The organism is Alteromonas sp. DY56-G5 (assembly GCF_041414725.1).
Classification (GTDB): Bacteria; Pseudomonadota; Gammaproteobacteria; order Enterobacterales; family Alteromonadaceae; genus Alteromonas; species Alteromonas macleodii.
In genome coordinates this window covers 36,570-55,558 of the sequence record NZ_JANHZQ010000004.1, presented here as the reverse complement: position 1 = coordinate 55,558, position 18,989 = coordinate 36,570, and the positions used below count along the sequence as shown (strand labels likewise).

Below are 18,989 nucleotides of genomic sequence, written 5' to 3'. Positions count from 1 at the left end.
AATGCGCAATAGTCTTTAATTAGAGCGTTTTCGCTTGCCAACATTGTTGGCAAGCGAGTTTTTTTATTCCTTAGTTTGACATAAGTTTCCGAAATAAAGTTTGGAAAACCTATGGCTTGTGCATTTGCGAAAGGGCAATGAAATCATCTACAAACCCCAATACGTCCTGCGCTTTTCTATGACCCAAGTACAGCGTTTTTGATACGCCTTGTTCACCAAGCGACCGACAAGTCAGGAGATCGCTTTCTTTTGATTCATCAATTAACCATTTAGGTAGCGCAGTAACACCACGTCCCGCTGCTACCATTTGTAAGATGATCTCTGTGGTTTCAATCGTTTTATGTTGCCTCACTGTGCAATTGGCAGGAGTAAGAAAATGCGTGAATACGTCCAGTCGACTGAGTTCTACGGGGTAGGTGATAAGCGTCTCATTGCTTAAGTCTTTCGGTGTAACAAATGGTTTCTCTGCCAAAGGGTGGTGCTTATCCATTACCAACACTTGTTCATATTCGAACACTGGCGTGTAGGTAATGGTTTCAAGTGAAAGAGGGTCTGGCGTGAGCAATATATCAATATCGTACCCGTGAAGCGCTTGTAAACCGCCAAAAGAGAACGCTCGGCGTACATCGACATCAACATCTGGAAAGGCTTTCAAAAAAGGCGCCACTACCTTGAGCAACCATTCAAAACACGGGTAGCACTCCATCCCAATGCGTAATATGCCCTGTTTACCATCGGCGAATCTGCGTAATTGGGCTTCAGTATGCTCAAACTGGGGTAAAACTCGGTGAGCTAAGCCCAATACACTCTGACCCGCCTGAGTCAGCGTGAGTCTTCTGCCGTCTTTTTTCCAAAGCGGTACGTCAAAATGGGCTTCCAACTTTTTCATTGCGTGGCTTAACGCTGACTGGGTTAGAAAAAGCGATTTTGCCGCTTCTGTCATCGTGCCTTCAGCATCTATCGCTCTTACTATTCGTAAATGTTGTCTATCAATCATAATAAATTACAACCAGTTTAACGTTTTGGAAGAGGGCTTGGAGCAGCACTGACTATAGTCACGGCGTCCGACAGGCGAGTTTCAATTATCTCTTTTATGATAATTGATATTTCTCTAAAGGTCTTTCGTCCAGGCGCAGTGTTTCTCCACGCTAATGAGTGCTGACGCTCAATAGGCATATCGGCAATCTCACACACGTGTAATGCTTCAGGCTTGTGCAACTCAGAATGAATATAAAGCCCGGGTAGGAAGGCTACACCCATGCCCATTACCACCATTTGACGCAAAGTATCGAGGCTGGTGCCCTCATAATCACGCTGTAAATCTGCCCCAATCTCATCGCAAATGCGCTGCACTTGATGATGAAAGTGATGTCGGTCTTCGAGTGTTAACACTTTCTCGCCGCTTATTTCTTCTGGCTTAACATAGGCTTTTCCTGACAATTTGTGATCAGAAGGCGTGACGAATTTTAAAGGCTCTTTGAAGAGTGGTTGCGTGATCAATTGAGAGTTTTCGCCCGAAAGTGGGGAAAGAATTAGGTCATATTCACCACGCAGTAGACCGTGTTGCAATGCGTTAGGGGCGCCTTCTCGAACATAGAAGCGCAAGCCGGGCTTCCGTTTGTGCAGATCTGGTAGCACAAAGGGAAGTAAATAAGGCCCTAGTGTTGGCGGTATCCCTAACCGGTAGGTTACAACTTCCCCCTCGGACAAGTCTCGTGCAATTTCGCTGAACCGTTGAGAGGCCTGCAGCACCTCTTCCGCTGCATCAAGCAAGGCTTTACCTTGGGGAGATAATAGCGTTCCCGTGCGTGATCGTTCAAAAAGCGTTAGCCCTAAGAGGTTTTCTAGCGCACTGATCTGACTGGTCAGAGTAGGCTGACTAATTCCCAGTATTCCCGCTGCTTGCCTGAAGCTTAGGTATTTAGCCACTGCAACAAAATAGCGGATTTGGTTAATTGACGGGGTCTTTCCGTTGAACTGCATGGTGAAAATGGCTCTCTCTTACTATGCTTATGGGTAGTGTTACGTAAGCAGTGATAGTATTTAGCTATCGCGAGTTAGTATATTAAACTATTAATCTATCAGGTGAAACTGGCGTAATTACATAATCATTACAATTATTAAAAAATTGGGAGTTATATATGGATCACGTTATCTCAGGTGTTGCCAAATTCCAGAAAGAAGTTTACCCAAACAAAAAAGCTACGTTTCAAAAACTAGCTACTGGGCAGAACCCTGAAGTGCTTTTCATTACGTGCTCTGATTCACGTATCGACCCGAACTTAGTAACACAAACTGATCCGGGTGAGCTATTTATCTGCCGTAATGCGGGCAACATCGTACCTCCTCACAGCAATCAAACTGGTGGCATGACAGCGTCTATTGAGTTTGCAGTTGCTGCACTGGGCGTTTCTCACATTGTTATTTGTGGCCATACTGACTGTGGTGCGATGAAAGGCGCCATCAACCCTGAAGGCTTAAGTGCGCTTCCGCATGTAAAAGAGTGGCTAGGTCATTGCCGTGTTGCAACTGAAGTTGTTAAAGAGCGCTGTGGCCATTCAGACCTTTCTATTGACGATCTAGAAGCGGTAACGAAAGAGAACGTTGTTCAGCAAATTCAGCACCTTCGCACTCACCCTGCTGTTGCTGCAAAAATTGCAACAGGTCAGGTTAAACTTCACGGATGGGTTTATAACATTGGTTCAGGTGAAGTGCTTTACTACAACACTGAGTCTGGTGAATTTGATGTAATGGACGAGTCTACTGCCGAAGCACAACTTGCTCGCGGTGAATAAGGTCTATAACTATGGTAAAAATTAACCTTTCAAACCTACGAGGCGATTTTACCGGCGGTTTAACAGCCGGTATTGTAGCCTTACCACTGGCGCTTGCACTAGGTGTAGCGTCAGGCTTAGGCCCAATGGCGGGTCTGTACGGTGCTATTGCGGTTGGCTTCTTTGCCGCACTTTTCGGTGGTACACCAGCACAGATTTCTGGTCCAACGGGGCCTATGGTTGTTGTTCTTGCAGGCTTGTTCGCAAGTCTGTCAGGCGACGCCAGCCTTATATTCACAGCTGTGATATTGGCCGGTATATTCCAGATTGTTTTTGGTGTCCTTGGCGTTGGTCAATACATTCGCTTGGTGCCTTACCCGGTAATATCGGGCTTTATGTCGGGCATCGGTGCAATCATCATCATTCTTCAAATCGGCCGCTTACTGGGCCATGAGCCGCCAGGCGGAACAATCGGCGCATTGACATACTTGCCAACCGCGCTTGCCGATATTGATTTTGCAACCTTAGCGTTAGGCCTTGGTACCTTGGTTATTGCCTACAAATGGCCACCGCAATTAGGCAAGTATGTGCCTGGCGCACTGGCTGCACTTATCATTGGCACGCTTGTAAGTTTAGCGTTGTCTGTGCCAATTCTTGGTGATATCCCGACGGGTTTACCTAGCCTTCACCTTCCAGTATTTGACCAAAGCAAAGCACTGCTTATTCTTGAAGCCGCGTTTATTCTAGCTGTGCTGGGAGCCATCGATAGTCTACTTACATCTCTTGTTGCTGATAACATGACGCGTACTCGTCACGATAGTAACAAAGAGCTAATCGGCCAAGGTATTGGTAATACATTTGCTGGTCTTATCGGCGGTATCGCAGGTGCAGGCGCAACGATGCGTACTGTTGTGAATATCCGTAGCGGTGGTAAGTACAACATTTCAGGTATGGTACACGCACTAGTTCTTCTAGCAATTGTGTTAGGTCTTAGCCCGCTAGCAGCGCAAATTCCTCACGCAGTTCTTGCTGGTATCTTGGTTAAAGTTGGCTTAGATATTATCGACTGGAGTTACTTGAAGCGCGCTCACAAAGGCCCACGTTGGGACTTCGGCCTAATGATTATGGTGCTTGCGCTAACGGTATTTGTAGATCTGATCACAGCAGTTGGTGTTGGCGTGGTATTCGCAGCATTAGCTTACGTTAAGCAAATCGCACAGCTGCAAATTGAAGAGCTTAAGAAAATCCCTGAGTCGTTAAACGACCCTAAAGAAAATGAGCTATTGGAATCTCTTAAAGACAAAGTATCAATCTTTAGTTTTGGCGGACCACTAAGCTTTGGTGCGGCTGCCGATTTGGGCCACCACGTTCGTGAGCGTGTGAAGCCGGGTTCTAAAGTCACCATTTTAGATTTCTCGCGCGTTCCACTTATGGATGTTTCTGCTGCGATGGCAGTTGATACAGTTACCTCAGATGCACTAGCGGCAGGTCGTCAGCTGGTTATTTGTGGTGCTAATGCAGAAGTCAATAAGGTGCTTGAGGGCGTAAACGAAGCGCACCCAGGTATCCCCAACTTTGACACGCTACACGACGCCTTGCTTTACGCAGAAAAGCAAGTAGCCGGGACTGAAAGCAAAAACACCCGTTTTCAAGCCGCAACGCAGTCGTAAAGTAATATCAAGGTAAGATAAACCTTTCCCTTTTGGCCCTCCTTAGTGAGGGCTTTTTTGTGTCTGTTAGGCAAAGATTTCTTTGCTAAATTTCTGGGTCCGTTTACAGCTGGTGCGTGTTTACTTGGATGTCATTGAGTAAACAAACATGGAAAATGTTTTATTAATTGATTGTTCAATTAAACTTAACGCTACTGTAACAATTCCTCCCTAGAGTAGTGAGTAAACATTACACAACTACTTTGGGAAACACATGAAAACACACAATAAACTCTCGTTAGCTGTACTTGCAGCACTTTCGTCTATGACTACACCTACAGTGGCGTGGGCAGAGGAAGCAGAGCGTGCTGACGAAGAGCGCATAGAAGAAATTACCGTTGTTGGGCGAAGCGTTTCTTACGCGAATAACGCAACGAGCGACGATATGTTTAAACAACAGGCTAATCTTAGCAGTGTGTTAGCCGCGGTTGATAACCTGCCGGGTGTGCTTATTAACGAAGGTGATACCTTTGGGGCTGATGACTGGTCAACGTCTATTGTTATTCGTGGCTTTCAAGTAAACCTAAACGAGCAGCAAATTGGAATGACGGTAGATGGCATCGCCAACGGTAACTCGAATTACGGTGGTGGCGCGAAAGCGAATCGCTATATCGATACCGAAAACGTAAAAGGCGTTGAAGTTTCTCAGGGTACGGCGGATATCGCTTCCCGTTCACACGAAGCCTTGGGCGGCACACTGAATTTCACCACCATTAACCCGTCTGCGGAGCAGGGCTTAATAACCAGTGTAACTGCGGGTTCATTTGATGCGTCAAAATACTATGTACGCTACGAAACAGGCGAAATCTTTAAAGATACTTACGCGTGGATAAGCCTTTCAAGTCAAGAAAGTTCTGACTTTATGCAGCAGGCAGCAGAGAACACCCGTGATCATTTCGCCATGAAGTTTATCTCTACCGTTAACGACGTGTCTCTTACAGGTTACCTGTCTTACGACGATATCCACGAAGATAACTACCAGCGCATTTACGGGCTGGCGCAATATGAGCAAAATCCAGATTGGGACCAGTTAACTGACGAGTGGACAGGCGTGCCTTATCAAGATCAGGCGTATCGTCGAGGTTGGTCTACCCTACGCGAAAACCTTTTCGCTTATTTACAGGCTGACTTTACTATTGGCCAGGTCGATTTTATGACTAACGTGTATTATCACGACAATGAAGGACGCGGCGAATGGGTTCCACCCTATATTGTCGATATCACTGATGACGGAGCAGAAGGGCACTCAGAGCTTATTGTTGGAAATACGGTATTCGGTGGAGAAGAGCTGGGACAAATCTACTTTGTTGATAGACAAGGCAACCAGCTAAGTCCTATTGATGGTTGTCAAAGCTCACTGACCTTCCCTTATGGTGGTGCAGGTGCAGAATATGACCCAGGCTGTCATGCGCAAGGCGCTATTCCTGTGGGCTCATATCGTCACACCCATTATGATAAAGAGCGTTTTGGCATTAATACTGATGCTGTGTGGTACACCAAAATTGGTGATTTTGATAATACCGTACGCTTTGGTATTTGGTGGGAAGACTATGAGCGTGGCGAGTCTCGCGATTGGCATAAAATTACCAACTCGTCTATTAGTGTCGATTATGACAACGTGCCTTATTGGGTGCAGTACGACAGAACCTTCCCAGTTGATACCTTGATGTACTATGTGGAAGATGAGCTTGATTTAGGCTTTGCCCGCATTCGCGCTGGTGCCAAGAAGTTTAACGTAGATATCGAGAAAACGGACAATTTTGATTCAGCCAACAACTTAGCGGTGAATACTGACTCAGATACCTTATTCTCAGCCGGTATCGTTGCACCTTTACCCATTGAAGGAGTGGAAGTTTTCGCAGGTTACGGTGAGAACTTTGCGGCAATCAAAGATGCACAACTAGAGCGCAACGATACTGACCTTCGCTTTATAAAGCCAGAAACCGCTGACAACATTGACGTAGGTTTCCGCTACTCTTCACCTGGTTTCAATGCCAGCGTGACCTACTACAATATTGAGTTTAACGACCGTATTCAATTTACCAGTAACGAAACCTCAGAGGGTATAGACTTTCTTGAAGCAGCCGCGGGTGGATACAAAAACGTGGGCGGTATTGAGTCTAGCGGTTTTGAAATTTCAGCAGACATTATGCTAACCGAAGAGTTCTCGTTGTTCACTTCTATTACCTTAAGCGAGTCAGAATATGTTGCGACGGTAGGTAGTTCAGGTACGCAATACGATACACTTGACGATGCGCTGGCAGCCATCGCTGATCCTGAAAACCCAGAAGTGTCACTGGTCGCTATTGAAGGTAATACGGTTATCGGTACGCCTGACACTATGGCGGTAATTAGCCTTGATTGGGCACGCGATAACTACTTTGCAGGCCTGTCTACCAAGTACGTTGATAGCCGCTACCTGGATATTGATAATGCAGCACAAGTTGATGACTATATCGTTAGCGACTTCTATATTGGCGGCTTTATCGAAAACATTGGTTCAGGTGCTGAAGAGCTAGAAGTGCGTTTAACAGTAAACAACCTGTTTGATGAAGACTATGCGTCTACCATTGCACCAGGCGCATTTTGGATTGGCGCACCTCGCGCTGTTGCAGTCAACGCACGCTTAACCTTTTAATCGTGATATCATGCCTGCGGCGGCATTGTGCTGTCGCAGGTTATTTTTTTAGATTTAAGGTTTGGAGTTGTAGCATGCCCAAGGTGGGAATGGAGCCAGTTCGCAAGAAGCAATTAATAGAAGCAACGCTAGAAGTGATGGCAGAAGTTGGCTATCACGGTACAACGATTAGCTTAATTAGCAAAAGAGCTGGGCTTTCTTCAGGGATAATCAGTCACTATTTTGGTGACAAGCAAGGTTTAATTGAAGCAACGATGCGCCACCTTCTCGATGCGCTAAAAATCACGCAGCGTATTGACGATCCCCTAGAGCGGATTGATTTCATTATTGAAAATAACTTTTCACAAACGCAAGGGGCGAGTTCCGCCACCAATACCTGGTTTAACTTCTGGGCGTTGTCACTACACAACAAAGGCTTGCATCGTTTGCAGTGTATTAACCACAAACGCTTAGAGCGTAATTTAGCGTTTAGTTACCGCAAGCTACTTAAACCTGAGCAGGTCAAAAACGCCGCTGCGTCTACCGCTGCATTAATTGATGGGTATTGGCTTCGTTATTCCATGGGCAGTGTGGGTAACGGTGATTTTTCAGAAGCTGTAGCCCGTTGTAAGCAATACGTTCGCGATTTAGTTGCCCAATACGGAAGATAAATAAGCAAACGGAAGTTAAACAAGTACTCGCGGCTGGCGTATAAGTACCACCGAGCGAATACTGATTAGAAAAATAAAAAGGGCGGTTCGAGATAAGTCGAACCGCCTTTTTTAATTATCTACACTTTCTAAATGAGCTATGCGGACTGGTATTAGCTGGCGCCAGATACAAATCGCTATCCGGCGCGAGAAGCTAGCATGTGCTCACTACGTGCTTAACTCAATGAGTTACCAAATTCTCACGCGCTCTTCTGGCGCAAGATAAAGTGCATCACCTGGTTTCACGTCAAACGCTTCATACCATGCATCATGGTTTCTTGGAGCTTGTGCACGATAACGACCTGGCGCGTGTGTACCTGCGCGAAGTTGATTCAGCATGCTTTCTTCAGTGCGTTTTTCTTTCCACACTTGTGCCCATGCAAGGAAGAAACGCTGATCGCCTGTTAGGCCGTCAATTACCGGCGCTTCTTTGCCGTTAAGGCTAAGTTTGTAGGCGTGGTAAGCCATGGCTAGACCACCCACGTCACCAATGTTTTCACCCAAGCTGTTGCGACCATTTACGAAGTTACCTTCGATAGGCTCGTACTGGCTGTATTGCTCGGCTAGCATATCCGCTTTTTCTTCAAACGCTGCGCGGTCAGCATCGGTCCACCAATTGCGCTGAATACCGTTTGCATCTGACTTCGAGCCTTGATCGTCAAAACCATGTCCCATTTCGTGACCAATTACCGCACCGATTGCACCGTAGTTAACTGCTGCGTCGGCGTTTGGATCAAAGAATGGTGGTTGCAAAATAGCCGCTGGGAATACAATTTCGTTGAACGAGCTATTGTAGTAGGCGTTAACGCGCTGCGGTGTCATACCCCAGCGATTGCGATCCGTTTTCTCTAGCTCACGTTCTACCGATTGGTCTTGGAAGAATGTGCGTAGGTTTCGAACATTGCCTACTAAGTCTTTGTCGCTGATGGTTACGCCGTCGAAAGACTGCCATTCGTCTGGGTAGCCAATTTTAGGGTTAAATGCCATTAGCTTTTCTTTGGCATTTACCTTGGTTTCTTCGCTCATCCAGTCTAGGTTTTCAATACGCTCACCTAGTGCTGTACGCAAGTTCTCAACCAGCTCCGCCATCTGCTCTTTTGAGCTTTCTGGGAAGTATTCGTTTACGTAAATCTTGCCGATAGCAAAACCAAGTGACTCAGTACCAGACATTTGGCTCACTGCGCGCTTCCAACGAGGACGAGGCTCTTGCTGACCGCTTAGTGTACGACCAAAGAAGTCAAAGTTGGCTAGGTAGATATCTTCAGAAAGGAAATCCGCATTGTTTGAAATAGTGTGATATTTCAAGTACGACTTCCAATCAGCGAGATCAGCTTCGTTAATAATTTTAATAACGTCTTTTACTGGCTCAGGCTGTGTAATATTTAGCTCAGGTACCTTATAACCGGTTTGAGCAAAATACGTATCCCAATCAAAGCCAGGGTACTCGTCAGACAGCTTGCTACGTTCAATCTGGTTGAGAGTAAGATCGCGGTCACGGCGTTTTTCGCGAGGCCACTGAATTTCTGCAATTTGTGTTTCAAGGGCAAGAATGTTCGCCGCTTTTTCAGCTGCGTTTTCTTCGCCTGCAAAATTTAGCATCTGCTCGATGTGCGCTACATAAGCTTCACGAATTTTAACAAAACGTTCGCTATCGCTCAGGTAGTAGTCGCGATCAGGAAGGCCTAAACCACCAACACCAACACTTAATTGGTATTCATTTGGGTCAAGGCGGTTGTACCACATACCGCCGCCAATTGGCGTGGTTGAGCCTACTAACCAGCTGTTACCAAATGCTTTGGTTAGGTCAGTTTTGTTTTCAATGCTATCGATAGACGTGAGTACGTCTTTAATTGGCTCAATACCTTTTTCGTTGATAGTATCGGTATCCATATAAGCAACGAAAAAGTCGTGAACAAGCTTTTCTTCTGCATTTAGAGAAGACTTTTCCATTAGCCCATCAATGATGTTTTTAACTTGCTCTTCACTACGCTCTGCAAGACCCGTAAACGCGCCGTAGCGAGTTTTGTCAGCGGGCAGCTCGTAGTTGTCGTACCATGTACCGCTCGCGTACATGAAGAAGTCATCACCAGGTTTTACCGCTTCATTACGAGCGGTCAAGTCTACGCCAAAAGAGCCTAGTTCCGCTTCGCCCTTCATTTCTGGCGCTTCAACATTGCTGGTTTGTTCTTGGGCTTGTTCAGGCTGACCGCAACCAGCAAGTCCCAAAGATGCCGTAATCGCTACGGCAAGAAGTTTATATTTCATCGTTTTTCTCGTTGTGATTATAAGTGTCGTCGTTAGGTGCAGTGACACTCGTTGTTTTTAAAGTAGGCACAAATTCCTTGTTAAACGGTAAAGCATTCCGTGCCTGATTAAAATAGCTTGCGATATGTGGCGTTTCTCGCTGTAAAAAGTCTGCTACAGCAGTGTGAAACGACGGATGTTGTAATTTGTGATGAGAACGGCAATAAATGGGCTCGAAGCCTCGAAGTATTTTATGTTCACCTTGGGTGCCGGGATTAAAAAGCGATAGCTTTTTCTCAATGGCGAATTCAATGCCTTCAAAATAACAGCAGGCAAAATGTAGCCCGTCTATTTCTTTCAGTGCTCCCCAGTATCTGCCATACAGTCCTGTCTCATCATAGAAAAAGAGGGCGCTGGCTACTGCTACCTCATTCTCTATTGCCGTAACTATAAGCATGTTATCGCTCATGCTCTCGACTAGCTGCTCAAAGAACGCATCGTTCAAATATCCCACGTGACCGCTTCGTTTTAAATAGGTTACTTTGTAACACTTTGTGAAAAACTGCAGTGTCTCTGGACTAATCTCACTGCCGGTATGATGGGTGAAGCGGACGCCTTGCTCGTTCAGTTTACGTCGACTTTTCTTGATATCTTTTCTTTTGCGGGAAGTAAGCGCGTTAAGAAAATCGTCGAAATCACCATAACCGTAGTTATGCCACTGAAACTGAACCGCGTATCGGGTCAGGTAGTGGTTGGGAATACTGGGTTGAACTTTGAATTGGTCATTAGGCAAATCATCGGCTAATTCACAGGCCTCAGGCTCGTCTTTACCAATAAGTTGAGCTGAGGTGCTTTCATTGGGAAATAGCCAATGAAAAGAAGATAAAGCCTCACCAAAAACGGACTCTACATGCGCTGTCAATGTATTTTCCAGTTCACTTAAAAGTGACGGAGTAAGCGCAATGTGCCCATCAGAAAGTAGTCTAGAGCCTGTTACAGGCGTGAAGGGGATGGCCGATATCCATTTAGGATAATAGTCGAGACCGTGCTGTGCATAAGCATTAGCCCATGCGTGGTCAAACACGTATTCACCGTAGCTGTGAGTTTTCAGGTAGCCGGGAATAACGAGATTAACAGCCTCATGCTGACCTTTCGCTATAGCAATATGGCAAGGCTGCCACCCAGATTCATTGCTGCACGAGCCGCTGCGTTCTAGCGCATGTAAAAATTCATAAGAAACGAAAGGACCCGATTCTTTTGCGAGGTATTGCCAGCGCTCTTTAGAGATCTGTTCAATCGAATCTATTATTGTTATGCGATAGTTGGATGCTGTCATGCAGTTTACATCATGTAGAGGTTAAGTGCGTAAAACGCTAGATAGTCGCAATGTACGAGTAATTAACGCTAAAATAACGCGGTTTCTACGTTTAATACAGAAGAGTAAGTTTACAAAAATGTCAGAGTTCGACCGAAAAATCATTACCGACGCGATTACTCGCATGCTGGCACGACGAGAGCATAGCTTTAACGAGATTATGCGAAAGTTGCAGCAGAAGGGAATAGCGAGTGATGCTTTCATGCCTATTCTGGAGGAATTCAAAGATGCTGATATCCAAAGCGATGCTAGATTTGCAGAAAGCCGAGCTCGCGCACTGTATTTAAAAGGGAAGGGACCCCGCGCAATTAAATTAGACTTACAGCAATACGGTGTAGATGAAAGTACTGCAGAACACGCAATGAGAGAGATTGACGCTGACTGGTTTGAAAGTGCTAAAAAAGTAAAAGAGAAAAAGTTTGGCGAGTTTTATGAAACCGAATTCGCGTTGAGACAAAAGCAGAAACAATTTCTTCAATATCGTGGCTTTTACCAAGATCACATTGAATATGCTGTAAGCGCAAACGAATCTAGCTAAAACGGCTGGTTTATGCTCATGTTTACCGACAAATAGATGCCGTTGGCGATTCGTTTTATGAATACTGGCTATTTTCGTCTACTTAAAGTGAAATTTGAGCCTATCTTCTCCCCGTTACACTTAACAAAATTGCGTTATCCATGGTATTGTTGCGCAAATTTGTGTGCATTTTAATTATCCAGAGAATTATAGCGAGGATAAGCGTATTGCGTATTCGCAAACTGCCCCGATTATAAAGCTCATTAGAACAGGCAAATCGCACGTTTCAAAAATAGAATAAAGGAAGTTAGGTTTTCAATGACATTATCAACTGCTGACTTACGTAACAAGTTTATCGATTATTTTAAAAGCCATGGCCACCAAGCGGTGGCGAGCTCGTCACTGGTTCCGGCAGATGATCCCACACTTCTTTTTACCAACGCGGGCATGAACCAGTTTAAAGACTGTTTTTTAGGTGCGGAAAAACGCAGCTATACCCGTGCGGTATCGTCACAGCGCTGCGTTCGCGCAGGTGGTAAGCATAACGACCTTGAGAACGTAGGTTACACTGCGCGTCACCATACCTTTTTTGAAATGCTGGGTAATTTCAGCTTTGGCGATTATTTCAAAAAAGAAGCGATAGAGTTTGCGTGGAATTTCCTTACCAAAGAAATTGGTTTGCCAAAAGAAAAGCTCTTAGTCACCGTTTATTCTGAAGATGACGAAGCTTTCGACATCTGGGAAAACCATATTGGTGTTCCAAAAGAAAAGATTATTCGCATTAGTACGTCAGATAACTTCTGGTCTATGGGCGATACCGGTCCATGTGGTCCTTGTTCTGAAATCTTTTACGATCACGGTGCGCACATTTGGGGAGGTCCTCCGGGAACACCAGAAGAAGACGGCGACCGCTTTATCGAAATTTGGAACCTGGTATTTATGCAGTTTAACAAACAAGCTGACGGTACCATGGAGCCACTCCCTAAGCCTTCAATCGATACCGGTATGGGCCTAGAACGTATTTCCGCTATCTTGCAGAACGTGCACAGCAACTACGAGATCGACCTTTTCCAAAACTTGATCAAATCAGCAGCATCAATTGTTGGAAGCGAAGATTTAGAAAATAAATCGCTACGGGTCATCGCCGATCACATTCGTTCGTGCAGCTTCTTAATTTGCGATGGCGTTATGCCATCAAATGAAGGGCGCGGATACGTATTACGTCGCATTATTCGTCGCGCTGTCCGCCACGGCTATCAACTTGGCGCAAACGATATTTTCTTCTATAAGCTTGTAGCATCACTTGCCAAAGAAATGGGTGAAGCGTATCCAGAACTTGTAGACCAGCTACCGGTAATTGAAAAAGTACTACGTGTTGAAGAAGAGCAGTTTAGCAAAACGTTAGCCCGTGGTATGGCTATCCTAAACGATACACTAGAAACTCTAGAAGGCGACACAGTGCCGGGTGACGTAGTGTTCAAGCTTTACGACACCTATGGTTTCCCTACTGACTTAACCAATGATGTAGCGCGTGAGCACGACCTTAAGATTGACGAAGAAGGTTTTGAAGCTGCTATGCAAGCACAACGTGCCCGTGCACAGCAGGCTAGCAACTTTGGTGCAGACTACAATAGTAAACTCGCCATTGACCACACAACCTCATTTACTGGGTACACCGATGTAGAAGGCCAGGCGAATGTGGTTGAACTTATTGCCGACAATGCGTTTGTTGAGAAGCTTGAAGACGGTCAAGAAGGCGTTGTGGTATTAGACAGCACACCGTTCTACGCTGAAAGCGGTGGTCAGGCAGGTGACAAAGGTGTGCTTCGCGTGGCAAACGGTGAATTCATCGTTACTGACACCCAAAAAATGGGTAATGCGTTTGCACACAAAGGTATTGCTAAAGGTTCGGTATCTAAAGGTGATACGGCAACCGCAGCGATTGATGCAGCAAATCGTGAAGCCATTAAAAAGAACCACAGCGCAACGCATTTACTTCATGCAGCACTGCGTGAAATTTTAGGTGAGCACGTAACTCAGAAAGGTTCATTGGTTGAAGCGCCGCGCATGCGTTTTGACTTCTCGCATTTTGAGGCAGTAACGGCTGAGCAACTTGCTGAGATTGAAAGACGAGTTAACCAAGAAATACGTGCAAACCACACGTTAGCAACTGAACTAATGGATTTGGATGAAGCCAAAGCATCAGGCGCAATGGCGCTATTTGGTGAAAAGTACGACGAAAAAGTTCGCGTGGTAACCATGGGGCCATTCTCTGTTGAGCTATGTGGTGGTACTCACGTTACACGTACTGGTGATATTGGCTTGTTTAAAATTACCAGTGAAGCGGGTATTGCATCGGGCGTTCGACGTATCGAAGCAGTTACTGGCGAGCATGCACTTGAAGTCGTGCAAACCCAACAAGCGACACTGTCTTCATTGTCTGCGTTATTGAAAACAGACAGCCAAAATGTACTTGATCGCGTAGTTTCTCTACAAAATCAGACTAAAGAACTAGAAAAAGCACTCAATTCTGCGAAACAAAAATTGGCGAGTCAGCAAGGTGCTGATATGCTTAGTAATGCAGTAGAGATAAATGGCGTTAAAGTTCTTATTGCGAATTTGGAAGGTGTTGAAGCGAAGTCATTGCGTTCAATGATGGATGACATTAAAAACCGAATTGGTGAAGGGATCGTAGTATTAGGTGTGGCTAATGACGCGAAAGTGAATCTTATTGCTGGCGTTACTAAAAACCTCACTAGTAAAGTTAAAGCGGGCGAGCTAGTTAACTTTGTTGCATCACAAGTAGGTGGCAAAGGGGGCGGTCGTCCAGATATGGCACAGGCAGGCGGTGACCAGCCTGAAAACTTGGGCCAGGCGCTAGATTCGGTTAACGCTTGGTTACAAGATAAGCTATAATTATTTTTGTGTATAACAGTGAGTTTTTGAAGTGACGCAGAAACATGGAATCACTGTCGCTTCCATCGGGTCGTGCCGATGGGTTGGCAAATCTTAATGGATGATGTTCAGTATTAAGGAACAGGAGCAAGCGAATGCTTATTTTGACTCGTCGAGTTGGTGAAACGCTTATGGTTGGTGACGATGTAACCGTTACCGTACTAGGTGTAAAAGGGAATCAGGTACGTATCGGTGTGAATGCACCAAAAGAAGTTTCTGTGCACCGTGAAGAGATATACATGCGCATTCAAGCAGAAAAAGGCGGTCAGCCAGGCTCTGCAGAATAATTGCATTATACGCTTCATTGGAAAAGGTCAGCTTACGCTGGCCTTTTTTGTTTTAAGTGAGTAAATCTTATCGGGCTTTAGCGCAAGTCTATTGTTTCTGTTCTATTTCGCCAGAAATGACGTTGTGATGTCTCGCGCTAACGACCAAGTTAAGTCTCTGGGTCGTGCACAGCTTTTTTCTAGCACAATGCCTTCTGGGTGGACGATTTTTAAATAGAGACATATACCGCTTTATTTGAGATTTTGGAGCGTTTTTAAATAACTTAAGTAAGTAATACGAATCAGCGTACTTGGTTATGAACAAATAAATTCAAAACTTTTTGATATTATTTTTGAAAAATTGACTAAATTATTAAGGCGGGTCAGTTAAAACTGCAATGAAGCTGCGCATATTCGAATGCAAATTAACGAGCATCGTTAAATAAAATTCGGTTTAATTGCTTGTATTGCGAACAAATTACTGGTTTTTTGCTCGAATCGTTTAAAATGGCAGCGGGTGAACAATTTCTTTATAAAAAAGGTTTGACTCAGGCCAATGAATCCGTAAAATGCACCCCGCAGTCAAGGAGAGGTGGGTGAGTGGCTGAAACCAGTTCCCTGCTAAGGAACCATACGCATATACGCGTATCGAGGGTTCGAATCCCTCCCTCTCCGCCATTATTCGTTGGCAGTGACGGCCAACAACAAGTTTTGCGCGTGTGTAGCTCAGCTGGATAGAGTACCTGGCTACGAACCAGGCGGTCGGAGGTTCGAATCCTTCCACACGCGCCACTTATTTTAAAGCGTCACCTTTTGAGGTAGAATTCAAAAGTACACAAGTTTACGCGTGTGTAGCTCAGCTGGATAGAGTACCTGGCTACGAACCAGGCGGTCGGAGGTTCGAATCCTTCCACACGCGCCATATTGAAAAACCCACCTTTTTAGGTGGGTTTTTTCATTTTTACTCCTTTTATTTTTGTTCTCTCCACTTTCGTCTAAGCGCGCTGTTTAAAATTTAAGCTAAACTTAATGTGTTTAACAGCAGTAAAGCGCGAGGTACGCTATGGCACATCCATCTACTACTTTTCGATTTTTAGCAGAACCTACCGACGTAAACTTTGGCGGTAACGTTCACGGTGGCATGCTCTCTATAACAGCTTAATGAAATGGATTGACCAAGCAGCCTATGCCTGTGCCGCGCAGTGGTCGAAATGCTATTGCGTTACAGTTTCATCGAACGGTATTCGCTTTATAAAGCCAATAAAGGTAGGTCAACTCGTAGAAATAACCGCATCGTTGGTACACACTGGAGCGTCAAGTATGCATATCTATGTTGTGGTTAAATCGGGCGACGCCACGGAAAATACTACTTCGTTCGCAAATAGCTGTTTTATAACTTTTATGGCGGTGCATGCGAAAGATTTCGCTAAACAGCTAGACAGTGACTTTACGGAAAATATAGGCTTTCATTAAGGTGTGAGTATAAATGAACGTAAACGTAGATTGCTGGCATCGGCAACGCTTATGCTAATTCCTAAAATATGCTTTTGTTGCAAATTTATTAAGAAATAATGCATTAAGTTTCATTTTGGCGGGTTTTATTCATTTTAAAGTGTTTTTTTATGCTGCTTTGTTGTGTTTTGAAAAACCACGTGATACTTATTCAGGTACAAAATAACAACAGGATTGAATATGAATTCGGGATCCGTCGCTAGCCTGCTCTTTGAAGCGGGTTCTCTTATGCTTATAGGAATGATATTTGTTTTCTCATTCTTAGGGCTTCTTATTGTGGGTATTCATCTCATTGCCCGATTTTGTGAAGCTTTTCCCGGTGAAATAGCAGAGCCTTCAGCTCATTTAAAAGGGCCTTCAGCTAATTTGAGTCGAAACAATCAAGCGGTACAACCAGGAATAGACGGAAACTTTATCGCGGCTATTTCTGCCGCAATTCATACCCATCGCCAAAATTCTAAAAAATAAAGTCTAATCAGGAGTTACCATGTCTAAGCCTCTGGCCCTTACCGAGCTGGTTCTGCGTGATGCCCACCAATCCCTTCTTGCTACGCGCATGCGTATTGAAGATATGCTTCCCATAGCGGAAAAACTAGATAAAGCTGGCTTTTGGTCAGTTGAATCTTGGGGTGGTGCTACATTTGATGCCTGTATTCGTTATTTAGGGGAAGACCCTTGGGAGCGCATCAGAAAGCTAAAAGCAGCCATGCCTAACACGAAACAGCAAATGCTGTTGCGTGGTCAAAACCTATTGGGTTACCGCCATTATGCTGACGATGTTGTCACTCGCTTTGTAGAGCGTGCTCACGAAAGTGGCGTAGATGTATTTAGAATTTTTGATGCCATGAATGACATTAGGAATTTGAAAACCGCAATAAAAGCGACCATAGACAGTGGCGCTCACGCGCAAGGGACAATTTCTTATACGGTAAGCCCTGTGCACAATCTTAAGCTTTGGCTCGAAATGGCGAAACAGCTTGAAGACCTAGGGGTTCATTCTATCTGCGTAAAAGATATGGCTGGGCTTTTAAAACCGTACGAGTGCGAGGCATTGATTACCGGATTAAAAGAAACGGTTGATGTACCTATTGCCATGCAGTGCCATGCCACAACAGGGTTGAGTACGGCGACGTATCAAAAAGCTATCGATGCCGGTATTGATATGCTGGACACGGCTATTTCTTCAATGAGCATGACTTACGGCCATAGTGCAACAGAGACCATGGTTTCTATCGTGGAAGGTACAGAGCGCGATACGGGTATTGCACTGCCAGAACTAGAAGAAATCGCCAGTTACTTCAGGGAAGTAAGAAAGAAGTACAGTAAGTTCGAGGGTCGTCTCAAGGGGGTAGATGCACGTATTCTTTTGGCGCAAGTGCCAGGCGGTATGCTAACCAACATGGAAAGTCAGCTTAAAGAGCAGGGCGCTGAAGATAAATTCGAAGAAGTGTTAAAAGAAATTCCACGGGTAAGGGAAGATCTTGGGTTCATTCCTCTTGTTACGCCAACCTCACAAATCGTGGGCACGCAGTCAGTGCTTAACGTACTCACCGGCGAGCGTTACAAAAGCATTACAAAAGAAACCGCAGGCGTTCTTAAAGGTGAATATGGCGCTACCGCAGCACCAGTAAACAAGGAGTTGCAGGCGCGTGTGCTTGATGGCGCAGAGCCCGTGACATGTCGCCCTGCTGACAATATTGCACCAGAGCTGGATACACTGAGTAAAGAGCTTGATGAACTGGCTGAGAAAAAGCAACTATCGCTGTCAGACGATAAAATTGATGATGTTTTGACTTATGCCTTATTCCCGCAGATAGGCCTAAAGTTTATCGAAAACCGCGGCAACCCTGATGCGTTTGAACCTGCACCTAGCGCGCAAGAGTCGCAAAGCTCGAGTGCGCCTAAGCCTGCTGAAGCCAAGTCAAGCTCACAAGGGGCTACCGCGAGTGAAACTTACGACGTAAACGTAGATGGAAGAGTGTATCGCGTAGAAGTGGCACCTTCAGGTACGCTGACGAGCGTTACACCTGCTAGTGGCTCTCAGACGCAAGCACAGCCTCAAACCAACAGCGCTGCGCCATCAGACTCTACCGCTTCACAGTCTATCGATGCACCGCTTGCAGGTAACGTCTTCAAAGTCTTGGTGAGAAACGGCGACAGCGTGTCAGAAGGCGATGTGGTGATGATCTTAGAAGCCATGAAAATGGAGACAGAGATCCGCTCCGCATACACCGGTACGGTCACCGACATTACCGTAGGTGAGGGCGATGCCGTAACCAGTGGCCAACCGTTAATCTTATTGGGGTAGTA

13 protein-coding genes, 3 tRNA genes and 1 pseudogene are annotated in these 18,989 nt (G+C 45.3%); 13 read left to right on the top strand and 4 right to left on the bottom strand.

Annotated elements, in window-relative coordinates; genetic code table 11:
- Positions 1-109: 109 nt before the first annotated feature.
- Positions 110-997 (bottom strand): LysR family transcriptional regulator, encoded by an 888-nt coding sequence (locus tag NO989_RS02870; RefSeq protein WP_061485053.1) that lies wholly within the window; start codon positions 995-997, stop codon positions 110-112.
- Positions 998-1,014: 17 nt separating this feature from the next.
- On the bottom strand, positions 1,015-1,983 hold the full coding sequence (locus tag NO989_RS02865; RefSeq protein WP_014978617.1) for a hydrogen peroxide-inducible genes activator: 969 nt from the start codon (positions 1,981-1,983) through the stop codon (positions 1,015-1,017).
- Positions 1,984-2,141: 158 nt separating this feature from the next.
- Between NO989_RS02865 and NO989_RS02860 the strand changes: the two genes are divergently transcribed.
- The 4 genes from NO989_RS02860 (at position 2,142) to betI (ending at position 7,771) form a co-directional block, all read left to right on the top strand.
- On the top strand, positions 2,142-2,795 hold the full coding sequence (locus tag NO989_RS02860; RefSeq protein WP_014948664.1) for a carbonic anhydrase: 654 nt from the start codon (positions 2,142-2,144) through the stop codon (positions 2,793-2,795).
- 11 nt (positions 2,796-2,806) lie between these two features.
- The gene (locus tag NO989_RS02855) at positions 2,807-4,444 is read left to right on the top strand and encodes a SulP family inorganic anion transporter (RefSeq protein WP_014948665.1); all 1,638 of its coding nucleotides are present in this window, start codon (positions 2,807-2,809) and stop codon (positions 4,442-4,444) included.
- 253 nt (positions 4,445-4,697) lie between these two features.
- Entirely contained in the window at positions 4,698-7,121 is a 2,424-nt protein-coding gene (locus NO989_RS02850; RefSeq protein ID WP_371342016.1) for a TonB-dependent receptor domain-containing protein, read from the top strand.
- Positions 7,122-7,195: 74 nt separating this feature from the next.
- On the top strand, positions 7,196-7,771 hold the full coding sequence (gene betI, locus NO989_RS02845) for a transcriptional regulator BetI (protein ID WP_061485063.1): 576 nt from the start codon (positions 7,196-7,198) through the stop codon (positions 7,769-7,771).
- 228 nt (positions 7,772-7,999) lie between these two features.
- Here betI and NO989_RS02840 read toward each other — a convergent pair whose 3' ends face one another.
- Together NO989_RS02840 and NO989_RS02835 are read right to left on the bottom strand one after the other, a co-directional pair.
- Positions 8,000-10,075 (bottom strand): M13 family metallopeptidase, encoded by a 2,076-nt coding sequence (locus NO989_RS02840; protein ID WP_110287704.1) that lies wholly within the window; start codon positions 10,073-10,075, stop codon positions 8,000-8,002.
- Positions 10,065-11,390 (bottom strand): GNAT family N-acetyltransferase, encoded by a 1,326-nt coding sequence (locus NO989_RS02835; protein WP_321825201.1) that lies wholly within the window; start codon positions 11,388-11,390, stop codon positions 10,065-10,067. The genes NO989_RS02840 and NO989_RS02835 overlap by 11 nt, the downstream gene beginning before the upstream one ends.
- Positions 11,391-11,508: 118 nt before the next feature.
- Between NO989_RS02835 and NO989_RS02830 the strand changes: the two genes are divergently transcribed.
- The 9 genes and pseudogenes from NO989_RS02830 (at position 11,509) to oadA (ending at position 18,987) form a co-directional block, all read left to right on the top strand.
- A complete protein-coding gene (locus NO989_RS02830) occupies positions 11,509-11,967 on the top strand; it encodes a regulatory protein RecX (RefSeq protein WP_014948670.1) in 459 nt (152 codons plus the stop codon).
- A 297-nt stretch (positions 11,968-12,264) separates the two neighbouring features.
- Positions 12,265-14,862 carry an alanine--tRNA ligase gene (alaS, locus tag NO989_RS02825; RefSeq protein ID WP_014948671.1) on the top strand — a complete coding sequence of 866 codons (2,598 nt, stop codon included), beginning with the start codon at positions 12,265-12,267 and terminating at the stop codon, positions 14,860-14,862.
- A 134-nt stretch (positions 14,863-14,996) separates the two neighbouring features.
- On the top strand, positions 14,997-15,188 hold the full coding sequence (gene csrA / locus NO989_RS02820; protein ID WP_012517705.1) for a carbon storage regulator CsrA: 192 nt from the start codon (positions 14,997-14,999) through the stop codon (positions 15,186-15,188).
- A gap of 565 nt (positions 15,189-15,753) precedes the next feature.
- Positions 15,754-15,845, top strand: a tRNA-Ser gene (locus NO989_RS02815).
- Positions 15,846-15,882: 37 nt separating this feature from the next.
- A tRNA-Arg gene (locus NO989_RS02810) sits at positions 15,883-15,959 on the top strand.
- Positions 15,960-16,012: 53 nt separating this feature from the next.
- Positions 16,013-16,089, top strand: a tRNA-Arg gene (locus NO989_RS02805).
- Positions 16,090-16,230: 141 nt separating this feature from the next.
- Positions 16,231-16,640: pseudogene (locus NO989_RS02800) on the top strand (acyl-CoA thioesterase).
- Positions 16,641-16,859: 219 nt separating this feature from the next.
- Positions 16,860-17,147: an OadG family protein gene (locus NO989_RS02795; protein WP_371342015.1), complete on the top strand. Its 288-nt coding sequence runs from the start codon at positions 16,860-16,862 to the stop codon at positions 17,145-17,147.
- Between the two features lie 19 nt (positions 17,148-17,166).
- Positions 17,167-18,987, top strand: coding sequence for a sodium-extruding oxaloacetate decarboxylase subunit alpha (gene oadA, locus NO989_RS02790; protein ID WP_371342014.1), 1,821 nt, complete (start codon positions 17,167-17,169; stop codon positions 18,985-18,987).
- Positions 18,988-18,989 lie beyond the last annotated feature (2 nt).